A 21,460-nucleotide genomic window follows, 5' to 3' on the forward strand; every position below is an offset into this window, starting at 1 on the left:
AGGCAGGTGCCGGACCGGAGCCGGGGCGGTGTGGTGTTAGGTGACTGGGCGGGGCGTCACGGCGCCTCCGTTCTGATCGAGGCTGGTGGGTGGGGTGGGAAGCTACTTGGAGCAGGCCCCGTTGGCGACCTTCTGGGCGAAGGAGGTGTCGACGTGAGCGGTGATGTCCGCAACGGTGGGGACCTTGTTGATGATGCCCTGTGACTTCAAGAACGTGCCGGTCTTGACCAGAGACTGCACCACGGCACCGTTTTTCACGTTCCCAGGTGCGCCGAGTCCCTTACTGGTCAGCTCGTCCTTGGGCGCGATCAGTGGGTAGGACAGGCCGGTGGGAACGCCGAGGGCTCGAGTCTGGCCGAGGAAGTCCGATGCCTTAGTGATGGCCTGCTTCTTGTTCGGCCCGGTCATCAGCTGGTACGCGCCGGCGTCAGCGCACAGGTAGCCCAGCACGAGTTTCGGGTTCGCTTTGGCGAAACTCTGGTCGACGGTGACCATGTTCAGGGCGGGGAATCCCATCTTGGCAATCTGTGTGGAGTCCACGACCTGGCGGCCACCGGAGGCGATCATGCTGCTGGTGAACGGGGCGTCGTTGTAACCGCCGGCGATCTTGCCGGTCTTGAATGCCGCGACCATCGCCTGGCGATCCAGGTTGACCAGGGTGACCTTGCCCGCCAGGTGGTTGAGCTTCAGCCAGCTCTGGAAACTGAAGTCTTCCGAGGAGCCTTCCAGGTAGCCCAGACTTTTGCCGACCAGGTCCGCCGGTGACTTGATGCTCTTCTGGACGACGAGGGCGGCGTTGTCGTAGGCCTCCACCCAGATGACCGACAGATTGGTGTTGAGGGCGATAGCCCCGAGGACCGGCGGGTTTCCGGTCTGAGTGGTCAGGTTGTAGCTGCCCGACTTCATCCCGGCCAGGGTGGCCGGGCCGCTTTGGACCTCCAAAAACTTCACCTTTCCCGGGATCTTCGCCTGCAGCGATGGTTGGGTCGCCACAACACCGGAGTAGTACCCATTGGAGAAGTAGCTGACAAGCAGGTTGCCTTGCTTTCCGCCACTGGAACTCGTCGCGCCGGTGCCGCTGCTACAGGCGCTGACTAGCAGGGCGCAGCAGGCGGTGGCGGCCGCCAACCGAGCGCTCTTCTGTGCTCTGAACATACTGAACTCCTTGAGGGTTGAGCAGCGGCTCTACTGGGCGGAACGCCCAGCAGGGTCAATACGGGACTTGAGAAGCCGGAGCAGCGCGTCGAGGGTAATCCCGAGGACGGCGATGATGAGCACTCCGGCGAAGATCAGGTCGGTGCGCAGGAACTGCCCGGCCTGCAGGATGACGTAGCCCAGCCCGGCGGTGGCGGCCACGAACTCGGCGGCCACGATGCTGGTCCAGGAAATGCCCATCGCCAGGCGCATGCCGGTGATGATCTGCGGAAGGGCCGCGCGGATCTGCACGTACACCGCGGTCTGGAACTCGGAAGCCCCCAAGCAGCGGGCGGCGTGCAACAGTTCGGCCGGCACGTCGGTGATGGCTGCGGCGGTGGACACCGTCACGATCGGGATGACCCCGATCGTGATCAGCACGATCTTGGGGGTCTCACCCAGACCGAACCACACCAGCAGCAACGGAATGAATGCCAGCGGCGGGAGCGGTCGGGTCAGCTCGATGAACGGGTCGATGATGGAGCGGATGGGGCGTACCGCGGCCATCAACCCGCCGATGATGATGCCGATGATGGTACCGATCGCGAAGCCAACGAGGATGCGGATCAGGCTGATGTAGGTGTCGTACCAGAGCGGCTTGCCCTGCGACGGGTACGGCCGGTCCCAGTAGTGGATGAGCGCACCGACTGTCGCGATCGGGGTGGGCAAGAAGACCGGGTCCCGCACGATCAGCACGGCGATCAGTTCCCAGATCACCAGGGCACCAACGATGCTCACCACCGACAGGTACCTCCGGCGCATCAGCTCGCTCAGGCGGCCGCCGAGGCTCGGTTTCGCATCTCCGGTGGCCAGCCTGGGGTCGAGAATGGCGGTGGGGGGGTTACTAAGCGTCCCACTCATCACTGCACCACTGCTTCCTGCTGCCCTAAGGTTTCTTCGAGGGTCGTGCGCAACGCCCGACGGTTTTCGATGAACACCTGGGACTCCACTGTTGCCTGGGTCCGTGGTCGGGGAATGTCCACGGTCGAGATGGCGTGGACCCGTCCCGGGCGGGCCGACATCACACAGACACGGTCGGCCAGCAGACAGGCCTCTTCGACGTCGTGGGTGACGAACAAGATGGTGGTCCTCTCCTGCTGCCACAGCTCGAGCAGGAAGTTTTGCATCGAGACTCGGGTGATCGCGTCCAACGCGGCGAATGGCTCGTCGAGCAGCAGGATGTTCGGCTTGTTGATCAGGGCCCGGGCATACGCGACACGGTGCCTCATCCCGCCGGACAGCTGATGCGGGTAGTGGTTCTGGAAGGCCCCCAGTCCAACAATGTCCAGCAGCTCGGCGGCTCGCTCAGATGCGGCCGTCTTGTCCATTCCGGTCATCTTGGGGCCGAACATGACGTTCTGTTTGGTGGTCATCCACGAATAGAGCGTCGGCTGCTGGAACAGCACGCACCGGTCGGCGCCAGGCTTCGTCACGGGTGTGCCCTGCGACAAGATGGTGCCCGAGTCAGCCTTCATGAATCCGGCGACAATATTCAGCAGCGTGGACTTCCCGCAGCCCGAGGGGCCAAGCAGACAAATGAACTCCCCCGGTTGCACGTGCAGGTCGACGTTGTCCAGTGCCAGGGTGTTCTTCCCCTTGTGGCGGAAGTGCTTGCTGACACCCCGGATGTCCAGGGCCAAGACCTGCCCCGAGGGTGAGGTGTCCGAGGCTGCCGGAACGGGATGCTCGGCGGGCTGGGTTTGGCGAGGTCGGTGACGCACGACGGGTGCCTTTCAGGAGGAGGGATGGGCAGGCGGGCCCGGGAGCGCATCTGGCTCCGCGACCGGTCGAGGAACGATGGGGAGGGCCGGGGTACCGGTGCCCGTCCCGGCCGGCTCCGCCGGCCCCACGGGATGGAGATTGACCCGTGCGCGGATGGGCAAATCCACAGTGGAGAACTGCGCATGGATCGCCGTCATCCGCGCGCGGTCGGTGGTTGACAGGCTCTCGTCAGTCGCGAAGCGGTGCACCACCGACAGAAGATGCTCACGGCTTGATCGCATCGCGCCGACCGCGTCGCCGGACGCGACGGCCTCCCACGTGCGGCGATGCTCACTAGCCCAGCTGTCGAGCAGGTCGACGTCCTGCCAGGCCTGGGTCCGCGCGTTGCGGTAGTAGTCGCCCGACGCGGCCTCCAACAGCCCTCGGCACTGACCCACCAGGTAGGAGTTACGGCACGTCTCCACCAGCGCGGTATGTACCTGCAGATCGGTGTTGACGTCGATATCGGGCGCGGACACCACCAGCGCCATCGCGTCGACGAGTTTGCGCGCGGCGCGCAACGCGACCGGGTCCGGATCGCACGCCCCCAAGGCGATGGTCTGCGGTTCCAGGACGAGTCTGGCCTCCAGCAGTTGCAAATGATCGGCCGGCAGCCGCCGCGCGAACCGGGCCGTGCTCTGATACCGCGGGGTAGCTGAGAGGACCGTCGTGCCACTTCCCCGGCGCGACTCAACGTAGCCAGCGAACTGCAGCGCACTCAGCGCCTCCCGGACCGACACCCTGCTCGCGCCGAACCGGCGGGCCAACTCCGTCTCGACGGGCAGCCGACTACGGACGGGGTACCTCCCCGCCTCGATCGCCTCGATCAACCGCCGCGCGATCGACATCGACACCGCCTCGGGCCGAGCCGACTCTTCGCCTGGTTGATTCACTGCCATACCCATCATGATGGGACCAGGCTTATTTGCCTGTCAATAGGGTCTGACATACTTGACAGACAACTTTGGGAAGAGGACGCTTCACGTGTTGACTCTCGACGGAAGAGGTTCGGGCGAATGGCATTGGACACGAACCTGCGCGAGGCGTTGACCGACTCGCTGGAGTCCTTCCGCGCGGACCTCTCTCCCGACGGCCCACGGACCCCACAGGCACCGCCGGACCGCGGGCTTCGTGCCGCGTCCCGTCTGAGCAGCGCGCACCTTAGAACCCCAGAAAACTCCACTCTGATGCGGCTTTGCAATGCGCTGACGCGGGGTGAGCTGACCGCTGAGGAGCTTGTCCGGGACCTGCTCACGAGAGCGGATGCGCTCGACCCGCAGTTGCACGCCTACGCCACCCGGTTCGACGCTCTGGCGCTGAGGGCTGCCCGGCGGTCCGACCAGCAGCGCCGCACCGGCCAGGTGACGAGAACCCTGCATGGCATCCCGGTGGCAGTCAAGGACGTCCTGTCCACCCAGGAGGGGCCAACGACCGCGAATTCGGGGGTGTCAGCCGTGCACCTGCCAGCGGGCGAGGCGACCGCGGTGCGGAGCCTACGAGCCGCCGGGGCAATCGTGCTCGGCAAGACCACCACAATGGAGCTGGCCAGCGGCATGCCCGACCTGCACCGCCCGGACCAGGTCCCCCGCAACCCGTGGGACACCAGCCGCTGGACCGGCGGCTCGAGCTCGGGCTCGGCGGGTGGAGTGGCCGCCCAGTTGTTCCCCGCCGCCCTGGGCTCCGACACGGCCGGCAGCATCCGCACCCCAGCTGCCCTCTGTGGAGTCACCGGCTTCAAACCCACCCACACCCCCCGGCTACTGACCGGCTGCCTGCCCCTGTCCTCAAGCATGGACAGTGTTGGGCCCATCGCCGGCTCCGCGATCGACTGTGACGTCCTGCTCGATGCCCTGATCCCCGCACGACCACCTGGCCACGAATCGGTCAGCCTTGACCTCAAAGGTACCCGCGTCGCGGTCGAGCGCAGCCGCTTCCACGCCCCGGGTATCGACGACGACATCCAGACGGCGTTCCAAAGCGCCCTACAGACCCTAACCGACCAAGGAGTCCAGGTCGACGAGATCGTCCTGCCTCACTACGAGTCGCTACAGGTCGCGGCCCGGGTCATCTGGACGGCCGATGCCGTCGCCCGCTACGGTCGCTACCGCGCCGGGCTCACCGAACCCACCCGCGACCTGCTGAGCGTCGGTGAGATGACCAGCGGCGCCGACTACGCGCTCGCGCAACAGTCCCGGCGCTGGGCCGAGCGAGTCTTCACCGACCTGCTCACGCCCTATGTCGCCCTGTTGAGCCCGACCAGGACCTGCCTGGCTCCGGAAGTGACCGACGCGACGATCGACTGGCAGATGAGCGCGCACAATCACACGGCCATCTGGAACCTGGTCGGCTTCCCCGCCGTCTCAGTACCGATGGGCCTGTCCGCTACCGGTCTGCCGATTGGACTACAGATCGTCGGCGTGCGCGGCGCCGACCGGCAGACGCTAGCAGTCGCCGCACACTTCCAGTCAATGACCAGCTGGCACCGGGCCCGGCCCCCGGTCAGCTACCATCCCAGCCCGGCCCGGGAACACGCATGACCGGCGCGCGCCTGGGCATCGTGGGCGGTCTCGGGCCGCTCGCCGGAGCCCACTTCTACCGCCGACTCATCGAGCTCACCCCGGCCGAAGTGGACGAAGACCACCTTGCCGTGGTCCTCATCTCCCAGCCGTCGATCCCCAGCCGCCGAAAATTTCTGGCCGACCAAGGGCCCTCCCCCGCCCCTGCGCTACAGCAGGTCGTGCGCGAACTGGAATCCCTGGGCTGTGACCTGATCGCGATACCCTCCTCCACCACCCATGCGTTCTACGACGATATGGCGGCGGCCGTGCACACACCCATCCTCCATCTGCTCGCCGAGGTCGCCGCAGCGCTACGCAGCGCCGGTGCGCACCGGCCGGCGATGCTCGCGACGCAAGCAACCATTGACACCGGCATCTACCAGCCCCACTTCAGGCCGGACCTACGACCCCTTTACCCCCCGCCCACGGTCCAGAACAAGATCGAGGCACTGATCAACGCCGTGAAACGCGGAGACGACGTGAAACCACTCAGCGCCGAGATCTCCAACGTGGTCTCGGGCCCATGGACCACCCCCGCAGACAGTGTCCTGCTGGCCTGCACCGAAACCCCCCTCATCACCCCAACAACCTGCTCCCTACCAATCTTCAGCGCCACCGACATTCTCGCGCGCGCGGTCCTGAAACGCCTCCGGCCCGAACACTCCCCGGCCACGCAATGCTCCTATGGTTGGTGGACGTAACTGCTGCGTGAAGACTGACGCCTGGTGTCGCGATGGCGACCGGGTCCGCCGCCGACCAAAGTGGCCGACTCAGACACTGCCTTTGGGGTCGCCCGCACGCTGAATCCGTAAGCGTGATGTTCTCGCAGCGGGCACGGCGTGAATGACATCGAAACCAACCACCAGCCCGCCACTCCGACCTTCCTGAAGGTTCCGAACTGGCAAACCACAAAACTCGCCACGTCCACCCCCAAACCAACTTGTTTGATGTCGGCCGGAGTTCTGGTCTGCAGCCATGATCGCCGTCCAGAAGCTCACGAAGCAGAAGGGACAGACACCGCTGCTGTGCGAGCGAGCGCCTCGTCGTGGCGTCGGTCATCCCGAGGACTGCAGGAGAGCCTCCCCTTGGACGATCTCGAAGGTCCACGGCGAGGACGTGGTGACGGTGCCCAGGTCGCCGTGAGTTCCGCCCGAACCGACCCAAGTCGCGTGCCACACGATTCCCATCGTTGCGGTGTTCGTCTGAGCGGCCTGGGTATACCTCACGTCGCAGCCTCCCGGGGCGTGTTGGTAGGACCCGACTGAGGACGTCCACGGGGTCCCCGGCCCGGCACACAAAGAGGCCCGCAATCCGTCACCGGGATCCAGTCGCAGGTTCTGTGGTTTGACGGTGACCTGTGCCCACACTGCCCCGGCCTGCGCCTTGACGCTGAGGTTGTGCCATATCGAGGGATCCGTCCAGTACCACGTGGTGCCCTGCACCGTGGTGTACGGGACACCGTCCAGATAGACACCCGCCGGTGACGTCGGCACCTTCGGTCCCGGGATGCTCATCGACGCGAAGGCCTGCTTCGCCAGCTGCCCGGGGGTGATTGTCGGGCCTTTGGGTGGCCCCGCCCGCCAGACCGGCTTCGGTGGAGACCAGGTCACGCCCTTGCCCGTCCGCTGTGGCGCGGTCCCGCACACGGCGAGGTAGATCGATCCTTGGCCCTTCGGGTGCCCTTGCCAGAGCGTCGGATTGTACGGCGGTTGCGGGCTCTCGATCCGCATGTAGCAGCCGGTCGCCTGGTCGAACGTCCCGTTGGGGCCTGAGCAGGGCACGGTCGCCGTTCCCACGCTGCACTGGCCCACCGCCGGCGAACCGCCTTTTGGAGGCTTGCCGCGCTTGGGGGGCGGGCCTCCCTTGGGAGGTTGAGTGACGGGTGGTCCGCCTGGATCATGCACACCGCATCGCGCGACACCTCTGATGATGATGCACCCGCTCGGTGTGCCCTGAGCTGCCGCACTCGTGGTGAAGCCGATGGCCATAGCCAGCGCCGCCGCCGACGCCCCAGCAGTCAGTGCTGCCCGGGTACGCATGTCTTGCTCGAGTCGGTGACCTGCGATACGCCCCAACGGTCGTTGACCTTAATGACTGTCACGCTCACCAAATAGGGCGGCTTCGGGAAGCTCGCGGGCGGGGGTGACCCATACGGCTTGCCCGTCTTGGCATACACCGGTTGCCATCCGGATCCGACGGTCGGGCAGTCCCACAGTCGCACACGGGTTGGGCTGACCTGGTTGACGGTGACGCGTGGGTGTCCGGGCGTTCCAACGAACTTCACCCCATTGCTGTGGTACTGGAGCAATGTGTACATCTCCTTGGACCGCCAGGGGTCAAAGGTATAGGGGAGGAAGTTAGCGGCGCCCGCGTAGACGCCCGCGACGCCAAGCGGGTGCTTCGCCGCTTCTGCGTCAGCGGCGTAGTACTTCGTGTATGCGGTGATCGCGGGTTCCGCGGCCGGGTCCACCGACGTCGTGGTCGGCGCCGGCGGCGCGGTCCTGGTGCTGGTCGTGGGGGTGCTGCTGACCGGTGTCGACGTGGGGCTGGTGCCGGTCTTGTCGCCGCCGCTGCTGCACGCGGTGACGACGGCCAGCAGCATGACGGCCGCCGCCCCGGTGGTGAGGGCTCGTCGAGTGTTCACGGGTGCCTCCATCGGTCAGCTGGCCTCACGTGTGTCGGTGAGCCACTTGTGGTTCGTCATGATCGTCTCGCTTCGGTCCGACAGGGGGGCTGGAACGGCGTCGATTTCTTCGGTGCGGTTGCACAGCTCGGTCAGCAGCTTCATTGCCTGTTCCCGGTTTCCGCCGGCTTCCAGGGCGCTGGCGATGTCCAGGTAGGGGATATCGGTGTGGGGTGCGGCCAGCGCGGCGATCTCGCCGGCTGCTCGGGCGCGGTGCGGGTCCCCGGCCTGCAGGGCGTCGGTGGCGACGACGTGCGCCACGTCGATGATCGCGCAGACCAGGTGCTGGTCGATCCGGTCGCCGGCGCCGATCCACGCGCCGCCGCCCTTGCGGATGCCGGTGAACGGCTCGCCGGTGACCAGCCGCAGGGCGGTGGCCAGGTCGCCGATGCCGTCGGCTCCGCGTGCCTGTCCGCGTAGCCGCAGCCGGCGGAGCAGGTCCGCGTCGTAGAGCACCCCGACGACCTGGTAGACCCCGGTCCCGCGCTGTTGCGCGGCGGGAGACCGACGCGCATCGGGCAGGTACGGTTCGCCGGTGCGCGGGTCGTCTGCGAGCCAGGTGCGCAGCACGTTGATGATCTTGCGGACCCGGTCCGGTCGGATGCGGAACGCGTCGGCGACCTCCTCGACCGTGGCTCCCCTGGCTCCTCGACTGGCGAGGTAGGCGAGCAGCTCGGTGAAGTAGGGCTTGCGCCCGGTGGCCTCGCAGCGGGGCCCGAAGGTGGTGGCGTGCACGGGGCCGAGGACGGCGACCCGGGCGATGGTGGAGTCGGGGTCGAACCAGGCGGTCACCTCGGCGTCCAGCTGCGGGTCGCTGTCCTGAATGGCCCGACTGACGGGTTCGGTGACGCGGGGAGCCAACACGGCCAGGTCCTCGGTGGTGGTGGCCGCTTCCTGGACGTAGGCCTGGTCGTCGGCCTCGAGCAGGCTGGTGGTCTCCCCCGCGTCATTCGCGGCGTCGGGGTGGGGGTCGTGGCGGGGTAGGACGTGCTCGGCGCGGATCGCGCCGGCATCGTCGGCGAAGGCCCGCCACCCGCCGGAGGCGTTCTGGTCGGCGGTCATGGGCCGGTCGTCCGGGTTGTCGCTGCAGGCCAGCAGGGCGGCGCAGCCACGCGCCTCGTCGCCGCTCAGTCCGACCGCGGTGACGGTCAGTCCGACGCTGGGCACGCTGAGCTGCCGGCGGCCATCGATGGTGAGCGTGGTGCCCTCGGCCCGGTCGGCGTCGCCGGACTGGTCGGTGCCGACGGCCAGCAGGCCGGCCCCGGTCCGCGACCGGTGCTCGTGCAGGTACGCGGCGAGCCGACCGATGGCCTCGGCGTCGGTGGGGTCGGCGATGACCGCTCGGGCCGGCCAGGCCTCGTCGCCGAGCTGCTGGGCGCGGCCGGTGGCCGCGTCGGTGTCCTCCTGCTCCGCCCGGGCGGCGATGACGTGGGCGGCGCGCAGCGCGGACGCCGCTGCCCGCGGGCCGTCCGCGGCGGTGTGCGACTGGATCCGGGGGCTGATCGCGGCGAGCTCCTCGCCGACCCCGACGCAGTCCACCTGCACCTGGTCCGACCAGGGATGGCAGGCCAGTCCGGCCGTGACGTGGCGCAGGAAGTCCCGGCCGAACTCGCGGTGGCCGGTCAGGTTCAGTACGCCGAAGTGTTCCAGGTTCAGCAGCCAGGCCGACTCGTCCTCGGCGGTCCCGATCACCACCAGTAGTGGCCAGGGCGCCGGCTGCCCCACCGGCACGTCCTGTTCATCCGGGCTTGAGAGGGTCCGGGCCCAGACCCGCCGGTGGTCGGCCCGGGTTGCCCACGGCTCCGGCAGATCAGCTGACTGGGCCAGGTGCAGGAGCAGGTCGGTGCCGTCGATCTGGGCGGCGGCGACCTGCGGAAGCGTGGCACCGGTGGTGCCGTAGTGGGCGGCCAGGTCCCGCAGCGTGTGGTCGATCGCGTCGACGTCCACGGGTGCCAGGGCCGCGGCATGGGTGATCGCGGACTCCACCGGGGTCAGGTCCGGTGGTGGTAGCGCGATCGCCCGACCGGGGCGCCGGTGGCGCAGCTGCTGACGGCGCCGGGTGCGCAGCAGCCGCAGCAGGCCGCCGACCAGCAGCACGCCCGCGCCGCCGAGGGCGACCTGTCCCCACGGGACGGCCTGCTGCGCGTGGGCGACGGCGGTCTGCTCGTCCCCCAGGGCTCGAGGGCGGCGCGCCATCGGGTCGGCATTCGTAACCGAGGGCGTGGGTGCCGGTGATGGGACCACGTGGCCGTGGCCGGTGTTTGGAAGGTCCGGGCGGTCACCGGGTGTCGCCCCGGGTGCGCGTCGCGTCGACCCCGGAGCGGGAGCAGTGCCGACCGTGGATCCCTCGGGCGTCGGGGGCTGCTGCGCGTGCGCGGCAACGTGCGTCGAGGCATGCGTCCTGGGGTGGGTGACGGTGTGTCCGCTGGGGACGGTCAGGGTCCACCCGGGGCGGATCAGGTTCGGGTTCGCCAGCCTCTGCCCGCCGGGTTCGTCCCGGTCGGCGTTGGCTGCCCAGAGGGCCTGCCAGGTGGCGCCTTGGGCGGCGGCGAGGGTAGACAGGCAGTCCCCCTCCCGCACGGTGACGACGGTGTCCGCCGGGCCGGACGTGCTGGTGGAGGTGGTGGCGGGCAGGGTGAGCCGCTGCCCCGGGCTGATCTCCAGCGAGGGGCCGATCTGCGGGTTGAGGGCGACGATCTGGGGGTAGCGCATCGGGTCGCCGAGCTGGGTCTGCGCGATGCGCCACAGCGTGTCGTGCCGGCGCACCACATACACCCGATCAGATGCGGTGGTGGGCTGCGGTGCCGGGGAGGAGGATTCAGCCCCACGGGCCGTTGCAGGTCTCGGGGCGGCGCCGGGCGTGGCGGGTGCGCCCGTCGCCACGGTGGGTTGGCCGGCTGCTGCGGGTAACGGTGCGGCGGACACCGTCGTGGTGGGCCCGACCGTGGTCAGGACCATCAGCATCACCGCGCCGACCAGGGCGGCTGCGGGGCGCGCCGACCATTCCAGGCCCCGCATCGGGTCGGCGGCGCGGGCGCCCCGGGTGCGCATCGCCGCGGCCAGCTCCCGGATCACCGCCACGGTGAAGCCCGCCCACGCCAGCGCGCCGACGAGCAGCAGGACACCGACCAGGACCCCGCCGGACTGGTCTCGGGTGGCCAGGTCCGCCCACATGCCCGCGGGACCGGGCACATGCCGCGGCAGCAGGCCGGCCCGGGTCACGGCCAGCGGTGCGCCGGCGATGATCCCGACCAGCACGGCCAGGGACAGCAGGCCGCGCACCAGGATGCCGATACGTCGCATCATTGTCCTTTCGTGACGCCGATCTCCAGGCGGGCGGTGGCGGTGCGGGTCACGCTGAACCGGCGAGCAAGGACCGGCGCGGTCCCCGACTCGGTGACGGTGACCTCGATGAGGCCGGGCCCAATCACGGCCACGGTGCCTGGTGTCCCGGCCTGGGCCAGGAACGCCTGGGCGGCGGCCATCGCGACCTGGTCCCCTGCGCCGGTGTCGCGTTGCCGGGGGTCGATGGATCCCGCTGCGGCCCGGGCCGCCTCGGCCGCGACCGTGTCGGCGTGGGTGGCCAGCCGGATCTGGGCGCCGACGTCGGCGACCAGGCCGACCGCGATCATCATGGCCGCGACGATCACCGCCATCCAGACGGCGGAGAACCCGGACTCGCCGTGGCCAGGAGTGCCGCCGTGCACGAGCCGGTGGAGGGCGCGTCGAACGAGTCTCGTCGCCGTGCCATGGGTGAGTGGCGTGGTCATGGCTGTGTTCTCCACGGGTCGACCGGGCTGATCGCGGTGGAGGTGATGGTCCGGGTCCCGGGGAGGCCGGGCGCACCCACGTCGGACAGCCGCACCTGGCACGTGATCGTCACGCGGACGACCCCGGGGTGCCCGGTCCACGCCGAGGTGTCCACGGATACCTGCGGCCCGCCCACGCAGATCAGGTGCTGGGCGGCCAGGGTCCTGGCCGCCCGGGCGGCGGCTGCGCCCTGCGCTGCCCCCGGGGTCAGGGCCAGGCTCGCGGACCGGGCCGCCGGGCCGCTGACGGCGCCGGCCGCGTTGGCGGCGACCATCACTCGCCCGGCCACGACGACCAGGGCGAACATCAGCAGCAGCGCCGGCGTCAGGATCGCCACCTCGATGGCGGCGAACCCGTCCTCATCGCGGCTCAGACGGTGAACGGTCATGGCACCCATCTCTCCACCGCCCCGGTCGAGCTCTGCGTGACGCTGGCCGGGACCCCGGGCAGTGGAAGGATCCGGGTGACCTCCGTGGTGCATGAGATCGTCACCGTCGCAGCGCCTCCCGATCCGGTCACTCGGGTGCCGGCCTGGGTGACCGAGCCGAGGAACGAGTACGCCTGGGCGACCCCGTCCGCGACGGTGGCATGCTGCACGGTCGCGGCGCGGACACCGGCCGCGGCCGCGCCCTGGCAGGTCTCGCGGGCGTTGTACCAGAACGCCGCCTGGAAGCAGCCGAACGTCAGCGCCAGCACGATCGGCATCATGACCGCCCACTCCACCGCGACCAGGCCGGACTCGCACGCCAAGCGGCGAACCAGGCCTGGCTGGATGGTCATGGCGATCACGGCATACCCCTTCGCGAGGTGGGTCGAGGTGCTACTTGATGCCCGCGGCGTGGGTGTTGTACGCCTTGGTGGCGACGACGACCAGCAGGGTGGCGATGACCAGTCCGCCGGCGACGATCAGTGCCGTCTCGATCGCGGTGAAGCCTCGTTCACGGGTCTTGCGAACCGCGACGGTGGCCGCGCGCCCGTGCAGGGCCGTGAGCAGCGTGACCGCGACGGCGGTCGTCCACAGCAGCCGAGTCGTGACAGCGCTGGCAGCGCCGGTCACCCTCGTGGTGATCTGGTTCTTCATGATCGTCGTGTCTCCTTGGGTGGGTGTGCTGCCGCCAGGCACGGCAGTGGTTCGGGTCGTCATACCAGGCCCGCCAAAGCGGGCAGGGCAAAGAGCAGCGCGAACGCGAAGACGCACAGGGTCACCGGGATGACCATGCGTTCGGAGGCGGCGCCGGCCTCCCGCTGGGCCTCGGCCAGGGCGTGGGCGCGCATCGCGGCCGACTCGGCGAGCAGGGTGTCGAAGATCGCGGCGCCGTTGGTGGCGGCCGAGTCGACTACCCTCGCCATGCTGCTCAGCGGGTCCGAGCCGATCCGGGCACCTAACCGGCCCAGGGCGTCCCAGGGTTGCTGCCCGGTCAGCTCGGCGCGGGCGATCTCCTGGTGCAGCAGGACGAACGGCCAGCAGGAGGAGACGCGTGCGGCCTCCTCCAGGGCTTCCACGGGTGACCCCCGGGAGACGCGCTCCAACGCGACCAGCCCGGTGTAGGTGGTCAGGGCCTGGTTGAACTGGTCGCGGGCCGTGCTGGCCCGGGCGGTGACCTTGTCGGCGGGCATCCGCCACCCGACCCAGGCCGCGAAAACGGTGACCGCGGCGGGCAGCTCGACCGGCACGCCGATCCCGGCCAGGGAGGCGGTCGCCGCGGCCAGCGGGACCGCCACGGCCCCCAGGACCAGTCCGGTCACCCGGCGGGCCGCGAGCTGGTCCCGGTCGATCGACAGGATCGCCAGGTCCTGCGCGGCGGCTCCCAAGTGCTGGCCCGCCCAAGCCATCACCGGGCCGGGGATCCACGCCGGCGCCGCAGACCCGGACCCGGCGGCGTCGCCGGTGGCTGTTCTCGTGCCGTCCAGCTGGGCCAGGGTGGCCTGCAGGTCCGGCGGAGCAGGACGGACCAGGTGGACCAGGGCCGCACCGGTGGCGGCGACCGCGATCATGGTGCCGGCCGCGAGCAGATACATCGGGTTCATGGCCGCACCTTCATCTGATCGCCCAGCAGGCGGGCCCCGCCGACGAAACGCACCTTCGCCCGGATCCACATCATCGACACCAGGAACAGCCCCAGCACCGCCGCGAGCTCGAGCTGCCCGGTGACCGTGTCGTAGTGAGCCATCAGGGTGCCCATGAAGAACTTCGCGCCGACCCACATCACCACGGTGAGCACGACCAGCACCCGCACGTTGACGACCAGCCGGTAGCGTTCGGCGTCGGTCTGCCGCTGCCCCTGGATGTCGACGTCGATCTCGGCGGCGAGCTGGGTCAGCACGTCCGGCAGTCCGCTGCCGCCCTGCCGGTGCCGGATCAGCAGGGCCATCACGATGCGGTCCCCGATGGGGTCGGCGACCTCGTCGGCGAACGCCAGCAGGGCCGTCTCGGGGCCCTGCGGGCCGATCCGGGCAGCAAGCCTGCGCACCGGCCCGGCGACGAGCTCGGGCGCGGTGTCGGCGCTGCGGACTAGGGCGTCCTGCAACGAGGTGACCGCCCCGGAGCGCATCAGGTCCGCCAGGCGGCGCACCCACCCGGCCAGCGCGCCCAGCAGCTCGTTGTGCACCTGGGTGCCGGACTTGCGGGCCAGCAGGTCCGGCATCAGCAGCACCAGCACCCCGGTCGCCAGGCCCATCACCGGCCAGGCACTGACCAGCCACATCACCACACCCACCCCGAGCGCGATCGCGTGCGTGCGGGTGGGGCGCCACCGGTCGGGCCGGCCCGCGGGCGTGCCACCGCCGAGCACATCCACCCCGCACAGCGTGGCGGCCAGCAGACCTGCCGCACCCAGCAGCAGGACCGTCCCGATGCCCACGATCAGCACGGCGCCGCTCATGATCGGTCCGCCCAGGGCGGCCAGTCCGCGGCCTGCGGGCGGCACCACCCCTCGTCCCATCCGACGTCCCGCAGCCGGTCCAGGGTCCGCAAGGCCGGCGGGCGGACCGGGCGGGCCCGCCCATCGGTGCCGGGCGCGTAGATCGTCTCGAACCTGGGGTACCCGTTGTCGCCCAGGGACCGGTTGACCCCGTCCATCGCGATCACCTCGGACACGAACCGGTGATGGTCCCGGTCCCGGGCCACCTGCACGACCAGGTCGACGTAGGCCGCTCCGCGCAGGGCGAAGTCGGTCGGCAGCGGCGGGTAGACCGACCGGATCATCTGCACGATCCGGTCGAAGACCCCGCGGGCCGACTCGGCGTGAATGGTGGCCATCACCCCGCGCGACCCGGAAGAGATCGCGCTCAGGATGTCGACCATGTCCGCCCCGCGGGACTCCCCGATCACGACCCGGTCCGGGCTGTCCCGCAGCGCCTGCCGCAGCAGGTCGGCCATCTCGATGGCCCCGACCCCCTCGGCGTTCGCCGGCCGGCCCTCATACGCCTTCAACAGGGCGGCCGGCCGCAACGGGACCGGGTCCCCCGCCTCGTCGCGCAGCACCCTCCCGCGGGTGTCCTTGCGGGTCAGCACGTGCAGGCCCAGCTCCCGGTTGTCCTCCACGGTGACGACCGCCTCGTTCAACGGGATCTGCCGGCACAGGGCCCGCAGCAGCACCGTCTTGCCGACGCCCTTGTCCCCGGTGACCAGGATGTTCATCCCGGCCAGCACGGCCGCGGTCAGCGTCGCGTGCAGGGAGGAGTCGATCATCCCCATGCGAGCCAGGTCGTCCAGGGTCACGTCGACGTGCCGGTGCACCCGGATGGTGCCGACCGGGTGCGGAGTCACGTCGATCGCCGCGGACAGCCTGGCCCCCATGATCCCGATCGCCGGCAGCCGCAGCGCCAAAAGGGGCTGCGCCTGGCTGAACTCACGACCGGACGCCTCGGCCTGCGCCCCGGCCAGCGCCGCGATCAAAGCCCGGACCCGCTCGTCGGTGTCCCCCAGCGGCACGCCGGGGACCTTTGACCCGTCCGCGAGGCGCAGCATCGTCGGGGCGGCGCCGTTGAAGAAGATGTCCTCGACGTCGTCCCGGGCCAGGATCGGCTCCAACGGGCCGAGACCGCGCAGCGCGGCCAGCACCGCGGCGACCAGCTGCGTCTCATCGGTAATGTCCAGCGACGGCAGGCCGCGCGCGGCACGGTGCTGGGTCCACGCCTCCAGCTCCTCGACGACCAGGGCCCGGGTGCGCATCCGGCGGGCCGCCTCACCCAGCAGGGCCAGCTCGCCCTGCAGCTCGGGTTGGGTCAGCCGGGTCGCGGCCCGGTCCCGCAGCTCGTCGACCGCCGCGCCCAGCGACACCCGTCCCACGCCCAGCGACGTCCGCCCCGCGCCCGCAGCGGGCTTCTGGGCAACCGGGCCACCATCCTCGGTGGCGTGACCGTGGTGGTCGGTGCCCGTCGGCTCGCCCGGACCCACGTCCGCCCCCACGTCCGGCTCCACGTCAGGCTGCAGGCCCGGAGCCTGAGCCTGAGCCGCGGGCGTGGGCGTGGGCGGCGCGCCGGCCCTGGCCGCGAAGGTGGGCGCCCTGACCTCGGCCGGTGCCGGCCGTTGAGGCAGGGTCGGCAGCTGAGGTAGCGCCGGCAGCGCGGCCGGGCCCCGTCCGCGGGTCATGACCCCTCCCGCGCAGCGACCGGCCCAGGCACCGGCTCCTGTCCAGGAGCCGTGGCCAGGACCCGGGCGGCGCGGACCAGGGCGCTGCGCACCAGCGTGCGAGGCACCCACGGTGCGCCCTCGGTCAGCGCCGCCGCGGCGCGCCGATCCGTGGGCACCCGGGTCACCCGGCCACCCATTCGCAGCGCCTCCGCCACGGCCGAGGTCGCGTACGGGCCGGGCCCGTTGACGACCAGCCACACCGCGTCCAGGTCACCGAGCCGCTCACGCAACATACTGGCCGCCGAGACCGCGGCGTGGATCGACCGGCTCGTCGGCGCCGTGACCAGGAGCACCCGGTCCGCGCCGGTGATGACCGGCCAGCACGAATCCGACCCCAGGCGACCGGTATCCACCACGATCTCCCGGCCGCCGGCCCGCTCCAGCGCGGTCGCCAACCGGTCCCAGCACGCAAGCACCTGCGGGGCCTGCACCACCGACTGGACCCCCGGTACCACCTGCAGATCGGCCGGCTCGTCGACCAGCAGACTGTGCTCGGCCATCCGGGCGCTGGTCTGCGTCGCCGAGCAGCGGCGGGTCGCGACCATCCACGACAACAGGCCCGTCGCGGTTCCCGCCCGTCCGGCCAGCATCCCCGGGACAACGTCGCCGCCGGCCGGGTCCGCGTCCACCACGGTCACCGCCCGCGCCGTCGCCCACGACAGAGCCAGGGCGATCGTGGTCGCCCCGGGGGACGCCTTACCGGCGGTGACCACGGTGACGCTCATCGCCCACCCCCAGCGGCCGGCAGCAGGACGATCGTCACCGTCTGCGTGGCACTCATCTGCGCCACGGCCGCTCCCGCGGCCCGCGGCACCGCGACATCGACCACCGTCAGTCCGGTGCCCGCCGCCGGCACACTCACGTCAACCACCAGCGCGGTCACCGGGGCCGGTAAGGGCGTCGGTGACGGGTTCCCGCTGCTGCCAATACCATTGGTGGTTCCATTGGTGATTCCAGTAGTCGCCACCAGTAGCACCCTCGCGCCGGGGTGCACCCGCGCGGGCAGCTGGCCCGTCTTGACCGGGACCGGCACCGTCACGTCTCCCGGGGGGACCGGCGAGCTGGCCGCGACCATCGCCGGGTTCAGCAGGGTGCCTGCCGGGATCGCGCCGACCGCGATCTTGCCGACCACCAGCGACGAGTCGGTCACCGTCGGCAACCCGGGCGCAGCGTTCGCCACCACCAGGTCCGCCCTCGTCAGCACCTGCCCCTGCTGCACGGTCCGCCGCAGCGCCCACGCCTGCGAGGTGGTCGACATCCGCTGCACCCCGACCATGGCCAGCAGCCCGCCCAGCACCGCGACCACGACCAGCCCCAGGATCACCCGGGTGCGCCGCTGCGCCGGAACCGCGGCCAGCACCGCGCCCCGCCGGCCCGGCGCCCCGGCGGGCGCCGCATCGGCGGCCAGCCCCCGCGGCGGCTGCGGGACCTTCCTCAACGTCGCCATCCTGCCTCCTTCGCGCCGGTGCCACATCACCGGCGACCGGCTCGTCGTCCTTGTCGCGTCGAACGGTCCTGCTCCCGGGACACCCAAGGAACAGCGGGTGCGCTCGGCGGACACCGACCGCACCCCGGGCCCGTCACGGGCCACCACCACACCGTGCTTCGCCTCATCCCATGCATTTTTCTCAGCAAAATTACTGCTGTTGCTGGTTCGCTGCAATAGAAGACGGTTAAATGGTGGATAACGAGCCGGCCCGCGAACCCCGCGGCAGACCCGGCAGCCCAGCACGGCGACGGGAGCGCGCAGCGCCATGGCGGAACAGCCCGACAGCCAGCCCCGCACGTTCGCGCAGCTGCTGGACCACCTGTGGCAAACCGTGCACCCGCTGGGCAAGCCGTACACCTACGAGCAGGTCGCCGCCGGAGTGGCCGCCGCCGGCGGGGAGATCTCCGTGGCCTACCTGTGGCAGCTGCGCAAGGGAGAACGCACCAACCCGACCCTGCAGCACATCCAGGCCCTGGCGACGTTCTTCGGCGTCCCCGCCGCCTACTTCCTGGACCCCGAGCAGGAGCGGCGCATCAACCAGCACCTGGACCTGCTCAGCGCGATGCGCGACACCAACGTGCGCAACATCGCGCTCCGCGCGCACGGCCTCGGCGAACGGGAGCTCGCCGCGCTCAACGCCATGGTCACCTCCCTGCGGGAGGCGAAAGGACTCGACGACCCAGACCCGTAACCCCCCGACCACGCCACAGGATCGCTAGGCTCCCACGGAAGGGACACGCAGAGGAGCCCGGCATGAGGCGACGCTACTCACGGACCGCACGACGCATCGCCCAGCACTGCCCCGTGCCCGAGCCCTGGGACATCGCAGCCTTCTGCACCGCGATCGCCGACAACAGACACCGCCCGCTGCAGGTGATCGCCCGCCCGGCGATGAGCGACACCATCACCGGGCTGCTCGTCCAGCTGCCCGACCGCGACGTGATCTTCTACCGCAACGACCTGGCCGGCATCCACCGCGACCACGTCATCTGCCACGAGATCGGCCACCTGCTCGCCGGACACCTCCACGACCTCACCGCGGACCACGGCGACCTCGCCGGCGCCGCCAACATCATGCTGCACCGACAATGCGACTACGGCGACCAGCGCGAGCACGAGGCCGAAGACATCGCCGAACTCATCCTCACCCACGTCCAGCACAAGGAACCCCCACCAGCAGCACCCGGGTTCGGTGCGGCCCTGGGCTGATCTCCGATGCTGCGGACCATCGCGTTCAGCACCACCAGCCTCCTGTTGACCTGGTGCGCCGCCCGACGCGCCCTCGCCTACCGTCAGACCCGCCGCCCCGAAACGGGCTACCTCGCCGCGGCACTGCTGGCGATGGGGCTCGCGATCGCCCTGAACATTCCTCCCCTGCTCGTCTGGCTCGACCAGCACGTATGGCGGCTGGCGAACCTGTCCATCCTGCTCAGCCATCTGCTGACCGTCACCACCGCCTGGGCCGCCATCGAGATGGTGTCCGCCGTCGCCGGCTGGAGCCGCCGCAGCCACCAGACCCGATCCGTCCTCTTCCTCGCCGGTGGGCTCGCCATGGCCGCCACCTTCCTGAGCGCACACCCATCTGCCGAGACACCGCTGTTCTTCGAGCAATACGCCCACGACGGGCAGCTCACCGGCTACTGGAACCTCTTCGCGGCCACACTCACCACCGCCACCGGCTACATCGCCACCGTCACCTGGCGCGACGCACGGGCCCAACACGGCCTCATGAGACACAGCCTTCTCCTCATCGCCGCCGGCGCAGCCCTCGAATGCGCCTTCATGACCAGCAGAATCATCTCGATCTGGACCACCCTCCCGCCATGGACCGACCCACTCGCCCTCGACGTGCTGGCCGCCGGTGCCTGCACGCTCGCGCTCGGAGCTCTCCTGCCCGGCCTCCGCGCCGCACAGCAACGACGGCACGATCGAGGCCAACTGCTCCAGGTATGGGAAGCCGCCACCAGCACCTACCCGAACGTCCGCGAAGCCCCGAAACCCCGCTCCACCTACCGCGCGGTCATCGAGATCCAGGACGCCCTGTCCGAAGCCCGCGCAGCCGGCGGACCCGAGACCGCGCTGACAAACCGTCTTCAAGCCGTGCCACCGCGCCCAGCAGGACAGGTCGACGCCCTGGCGGCCGACATCCTGAAGGCAGCCGCTCCCCCGGCTACACTGCGGTCCAGATGAGAACGCACCAGAGCGGAGTCGAACGACTCGCCCCACACCAGTACGTGTTTCGCAGCACCTGGCAGCTCCCCGCACCCCGAGCACAGGCCACCGCCGTCCTCGCCGACCTCGCGAACTACCCACGCTGGTGGCCCCAGTTCAAGACCGCGACACAACCCGACGCCGACAACGTCGAGATGGCCCTACGCAGCGTCCTGCCGATCACGCTGCGGTTCACACTCCACCGGGACGTCGAGGACCATCAGCAGGGTCTGCTGCGCGCGACAGCCACCGGAGACATCGACGGCACCGTCGAATGGGCCGTCACCGACCAACCCGGAAACCGCAGCACCGCAGCGTTCACCCAGGCCGCCACCCTGACCCACCCGATCGCCGTCAAGGTGGACCGGATCATCCGACCCGTTCTCGAATGGAACCACGCCGTCGCGATGCGCTCCGGAGCAGCCGGCATCGCAGAGTACCTGGACTCGGACACCTCAGGCCCGTCGCCAGCTGGATGAGCAGTCGCTCGGTGCATCGGACGCCGTCATGACGGTGTTCGTGTACGTCAGCATTCCTGCCAATACATATTCGTGTTGGCAGGCAAAGCGTCCTGGCTGACAGGTGGGCGCACGTCCTGGGATGGGCGGTCAGACTTGTCCATCGGACAGCCGCGTCCCGGGACGCTCAGGCGGAACAGCACACTCGGCGGGACAGCACGTTGGCCGAGCGGTAGCACGGCGGTGGAGACTCGCAGGGTAGGCCGGGTGCTGGGCGTCTCGACGGCGGAACAGAAGGTTCGCGTGCAGTCCGCGGCCCGCGCGACACCACCGCGCACCAAAAGATGTCCTTGGTGCAGACAGCCGAGGCAGCGGGATCACAGCACCTGCAGTGAGGGCGTCATCACCGCAGGCCGCGACTCCGCGCCCAGGCAGCGTCACGTTCGCGCTGGTATTCGAGCTTTGCCGCGTTCGAGGTGCATAGAGCTGTCGCAGCGGCGGTGAGGCCGGTGTCGTGGGTGGCCAGGGAGCCGAGGGGACGGTCGATGATCCCGGCGCCGGTGACGGAGTCGAGGTTTCTGGTGGGTCCAGCAGCCAGCAGGAGCGTCGGTCCCACCTTTCACACCGGCGACGACGTTCACCGAGCATTGATTTGGATAG

Annotated in this window: 23 protein-coding genes; 6 read left to right on the plus strand and 17 right to left on the minus strand. The window is 70.0% G+C overall.

All coding sequences use genetic code 11. The annotated features are described in order from the left end of the window. Positions 1-102: 102 nt before the first annotated feature. Genes FGL98_RS17160 through FGL98_RS17175 form a run of 4 tightly spaced genes read right to left on the minus strand, consistent with a single transcriptional unit; the run spans position 103 to position 3,803 of the window. The gene (locus FGL98_RS17160) at positions 103-1,155 is read right to left on the minus strand and encodes an ABC transporter substrate-binding protein (RefSeq protein ID WP_146318708.1); all 1,053 of its coding nucleotides are present in this window, start codon (positions 1,153-1,155) and stop codon (positions 103-105) included. 30 nt (positions 1,156-1,185) lie between these two features. Then, positions 1,186-2,055, minus strand: coding sequence for an ABC transporter permease (locus FGL98_RS17165; protein ID WP_146318710.1), 870 nt, complete (start codon positions 2,053-2,055; stop codon positions 1,186-1,188). Beyond that, a complete protein-coding gene (locus tag FGL98_RS17170; RefSeq protein WP_222432233.1) occupies positions 2,055-2,915 on the minus strand; it encodes an ABC transporter ATP-binding protein in 861 nt (286 codons plus the stop codon). Before FGL98_RS17170 ends, FGL98_RS17165 begins: the two co-directional genes overlap by 1 nt. Before the next feature lie 12 nt (positions 2,916-2,927). After that, entirely contained in the window at positions 2,928-3,803 is an 876-nt protein-coding gene (locus FGL98_RS17175; RefSeq protein ID WP_186526227.1) for a FadR/GntR family transcriptional regulator, read from the minus strand. Between the two features lie 168 nt (positions 3,804-3,971). Between FGL98_RS17175 and FGL98_RS17180 the strand changes: the two genes are divergently transcribed. Both FGL98_RS17180 and FGL98_RS17185 read left to right on the plus strand, forming a co-directional pair. After that, positions 3,972-5,492, plus strand: a complete 1,521-nt coding sequence (locus tag FGL98_RS17180; RefSeq protein WP_146318714.1) for an amidase — start codon at positions 3,972-3,974, stop codon at positions 5,490-5,492. After that, positions 5,489-6,214, plus strand: a complete 726-nt coding sequence (locus tag FGL98_RS17185; protein WP_146318715.1) for an aspartate/glutamate racemase family protein — start codon at positions 5,489-5,491, stop codon at positions 6,212-6,214. The genes FGL98_RS17180 and FGL98_RS17185 overlap by 4 nt, the downstream gene beginning before the upstream one ends. Positions 6,215-6,568: 354 nt before the next feature. Here FGL98_RS17185 and FGL98_RS17190 read toward each other — a convergent pair whose 3' ends face one another. The 12 genes from FGL98_RS17190 to FGL98_RS17245 form a co-directional block, all read right to left on the minus strand. After that, the gene (locus FGL98_RS17190; RefSeq protein ID WP_146318717.1) at positions 6,569-7,294 is read right to left on the minus strand and encodes a hypothetical protein; all 726 of its coding nucleotides are present in this window, start codon (positions 7,292-7,294) and stop codon (positions 6,569-6,571) included. A gap of 236 nt (positions 7,295-7,530) precedes the next feature. Continuing rightward, positions 7,531-8,157: a hypothetical protein gene (locus FGL98_RS17195; RefSeq protein WP_146318719.1), complete on the minus strand. Its 627-nt coding sequence runs from the start codon at positions 8,155-8,157 to the stop codon at positions 7,531-7,533. A 15-nt stretch (positions 8,158-8,172) separates the two neighbouring features. After that, on the minus strand, positions 8,173-11,502 hold the full coding sequence (locus tag FGL98_RS17200; protein ID WP_146318721.1) for a LysM peptidoglycan-binding domain-containing protein: 3,330 nt from the start codon (positions 11,500-11,502) through the stop codon (positions 8,173-8,175). Next, positions 11,499-11,966, minus strand: coding sequence for a hypothetical protein (locus FGL98_RS17205; protein WP_146318723.1), 468 nt, complete (start codon positions 11,964-11,966; stop codon positions 11,499-11,501). The genes FGL98_RS17200 and FGL98_RS17205 overlap by 4 nt, the downstream gene beginning before the upstream one ends. Next, entirely contained in the window at positions 11,963-12,394 is a 432-nt protein-coding gene (locus FGL98_RS17210) for a TadE/TadG family type IV pilus assembly protein (RefSeq protein WP_146318725.1), read from the minus strand. Before FGL98_RS17210 ends, FGL98_RS17205 begins: the two co-directional genes overlap by 4 nt. Further along, entirely contained in the window at positions 12,391-12,786 is a 396-nt protein-coding gene (locus FGL98_RS17215) for a TadE family protein (protein WP_146318727.1), read from the minus strand. The genes FGL98_RS17210 and FGL98_RS17215 overlap by 4 nt, the downstream gene beginning before the upstream one ends. 40 nt (positions 12,787-12,826) lie before the next feature. After that, positions 12,827-13,087 carry a hypothetical protein gene (locus FGL98_RS17220; RefSeq protein WP_146318729.1) on the minus strand — a complete coding sequence of 87 codons (261 nt, stop codon included), beginning with the start codon at positions 13,085-13,087 and terminating at the stop codon, positions 12,827-12,829. Positions 13,088-13,146: 59 nt separating this feature from the next. Then, on the minus strand, positions 13,147-14,034 hold the full coding sequence (locus FGL98_RS17225; protein WP_146318731.1) for a type II secretion system F family protein: 888 nt from the start codon (positions 14,032-14,034) through the stop codon (positions 13,147-13,149). After that, entirely contained in the window at positions 14,031-14,933 is a 903-nt protein-coding gene (locus tag FGL98_RS17230; RefSeq protein ID WP_146318733.1) for a type II secretion system F family protein, read from the minus strand. The genes FGL98_RS17225 and FGL98_RS17230 overlap by 4 nt, the downstream gene beginning before the upstream one ends. Further along, a complete protein-coding gene (locus tag FGL98_RS17235) occupies positions 14,885-16,600 on the minus strand; it encodes a TadA family conjugal transfer-associated ATPase (RefSeq protein WP_146318735.1) in 1,716 nt (571 codons plus the stop codon). Before FGL98_RS17235 ends, FGL98_RS17230 begins: the two co-directional genes overlap by 49 nt. Further along, positions 16,597-17,367 (minus strand): MinD/ParA family ATP-binding protein, encoded by a 771-nt coding sequence (locus tag FGL98_RS17240; protein ID WP_146318737.1) that lies wholly within the window; start codon positions 17,365-17,367, stop codon positions 16,597-16,599. Before FGL98_RS17240 ends, FGL98_RS17235 begins: the two co-directional genes overlap by 4 nt. Continuing rightward, positions 17,364-18,089 (minus strand): SAF domain-containing protein, encoded by a 726-nt coding sequence (locus FGL98_RS17245; RefSeq protein WP_186526229.1) that lies wholly within the window; start codon positions 18,087-18,089, stop codon positions 17,364-17,366. The genes FGL98_RS17240 and FGL98_RS17245 overlap by 4 nt, the downstream gene beginning before the upstream one ends. A gap of 307 nt (positions 18,090-18,396) precedes the next feature. Between FGL98_RS17245 and FGL98_RS17250 the strand changes: the two genes are divergently transcribed. The 4 genes from FGL98_RS17250 (at position 18,397) to FGL98_RS17265 (ending at position 20,821) form a co-directional block, all read left to right on the plus strand. Beyond that, positions 18,397-18,822, plus strand: coding sequence for a helix-turn-helix domain-containing protein (locus FGL98_RS17250; protein WP_146318741.1), 426 nt, complete (start codon positions 18,397-18,399; stop codon positions 18,820-18,822). Positions 18,823-18,884: 62 nt separating this feature from the next. Continuing rightward, positions 18,885-19,340, plus strand: coding sequence for an ImmA/IrrE family metallo-endopeptidase (locus FGL98_RS17255; RefSeq protein WP_146318743.1), 456 nt, complete (start codon positions 18,885-18,887; stop codon positions 19,338-19,340). Positions 19,341-19,346: 6 nt separating this feature from the next. Beyond that, the gene (locus FGL98_RS17260; protein ID WP_146318745.1) at positions 19,347-20,321 is read left to right on the plus strand and encodes a hypothetical protein; all 975 of its coding nucleotides are present in this window, start codon (positions 19,347-19,349) and stop codon (positions 20,319-20,321) included. Further along, positions 20,318-20,821: an SRPBCC family protein gene (locus FGL98_RS17265; RefSeq protein ID WP_146318747.1), complete on the plus strand. Its 504-nt coding sequence runs from the start codon at positions 20,318-20,320 to the stop codon at positions 20,819-20,821. The genes FGL98_RS17260 and FGL98_RS17265 overlap by 4 nt, the downstream gene beginning before the upstream one ends. Positions 20,822-21,203: 382 nt before the next feature. Here the strand turns inward: FGL98_RS17265 and FGL98_RS17270 are convergent, their stop codons facing one another. Further along, positions 21,204-21,416, minus strand: a complete 213-nt coding sequence (locus tag FGL98_RS17270; protein ID WP_146318748.1) for a hypothetical protein — start codon at positions 21,414-21,416, stop codon at positions 21,204-21,206. Between the last annotated feature and the right edge of the window lie 44 nt (positions 21,417-21,460).

The sequence above is a fragment of the Leekyejoonella antrihumi genome (assembly GCF_007845645.1).
Taxonomy (GTDB): domain Bacteria; phylum Actinomycetota; class Actinomycetes; order Actinomycetales; family Dermatophilaceae; genus Leekyejoonella; species Leekyejoonella antrihumi.

Bases quoted from the DNA above. Each gene is read 5' to 3' on its own strand.
- FGL98_RS17160 (WP_146318708.1), bottom strand. From the start codon at position 1,155: ATGTTCAGAGCACAGAAGAGCGCTCGGTTGGCGGCCGCCACCGCCTGC.
- FGL98_RS17165 (WP_146318710.1), bottom strand. From the start codon at position 2,055: ATGAGTGGGACGCTTAGTAACCCCCCCACCGCCATTCTCGACCCCAGG.
- FGL98_RS17175 (WP_186526227.1), bottom strand. From the start codon at position 3,803: ATGTCGATCGCGCGGCGGTTGATCGAGGCGATCGAGGCGGGGAGGTAC.
- FGL98_RS17180 (WP_146318714.1), top strand. From the start codon at position 3,972: ATGGCATTGGACACGAACCTGCGCGAGGCGTTGACCGACTCGCTGGAG.
- FGL98_RS17185 (WP_146318715.1), top strand. From the start codon at position 5,489: ATGACCGGCGCGCGCCTGGGCATCGTGGGCGGTCTCGGGCCGCTCGCC.
- FGL98_RS17200 (WP_146318721.1), bottom strand. From the start codon at position 11,502: ATGATGCGACGTATCGGCATCCTGGTGCGCGGCCTGCTGTCCCTGGCC.
- FGL98_RS17205 (WP_146318723.1), bottom strand. From the start codon at position 11,966: ATGACCACGCCACTCACCCATGGCACGGCGACGAGACTCGTTCGACGC.
- FGL98_RS17210 (WP_146318725.1), bottom strand. From the start codon at position 12,394: ATGACCGTTCACCGTCTGAGCCGCGATGAGGACGGGTTCGCCGCCATC.
- FGL98_RS17215 (WP_146318727.1), bottom strand. From the start codon at position 12,786: ATGACCATCCAGCCAGGCCTGGTTCGCCGCTTGGCGTGCGAGTCCGGC.
- FGL98_RS17220 (WP_146318729.1), bottom strand. From the start codon at position 13,087: ATGAAGAACCAGATCACCACGAGGGTGACCGGCGCTGCCAGCGCTGTC.
- FGL98_RS17225 (WP_146318731.1), bottom strand. From the start codon at position 14,034: ATGAACCCGATGTATCTGCTCGCGGCCGGCACCATGATCGCGGTCGCC.
- FGL98_RS17235 (WP_146318735.1), bottom strand. From the start codon at position 16,600: ATGACCCGCGGACGGGGCCCGGCCGCGCTGCCGGCGCTACCTCAGCTG.
- FGL98_RS17240 (WP_146318737.1), bottom strand. From the start codon at position 17,367: ATGAGCGTCACCGTGGTCACCGCCGGTAAGGCGTCCCCCGGGGCGACC.
- FGL98_RS17245 (WP_186526229.1), bottom strand. From the start codon at position 18,089: ATGGCGACGTTGAGGAAGGTCCCGCAGCCGCCGCGGGGGCTGGCCGCC.
- FGL98_RS17250 (WP_146318741.1), top strand. From the start codon at position 18,397: ATGGCGGAACAGCCCGACAGCCAGCCCCGCACGTTCGCGCAGCTGCTG.
- FGL98_RS17255 (WP_146318743.1), top strand. From the start codon at position 18,885: ATGAGGCGACGCTACTCACGGACCGCACGACGCATCGCCCAGCACTGC.
- FGL98_RS17260 (WP_146318745.1), top strand. From the start codon at position 19,347: ATGCTGCGGACCATCGCGTTCAGCACCACCAGCCTCCTGTTGACCTGG.
- FGL98_RS17265 (WP_146318747.1), top strand. From the start codon at position 20,318: ATGAGAACGCACCAGAGCGGAGTCGAACGACTCGCCCCACACCAGTAC.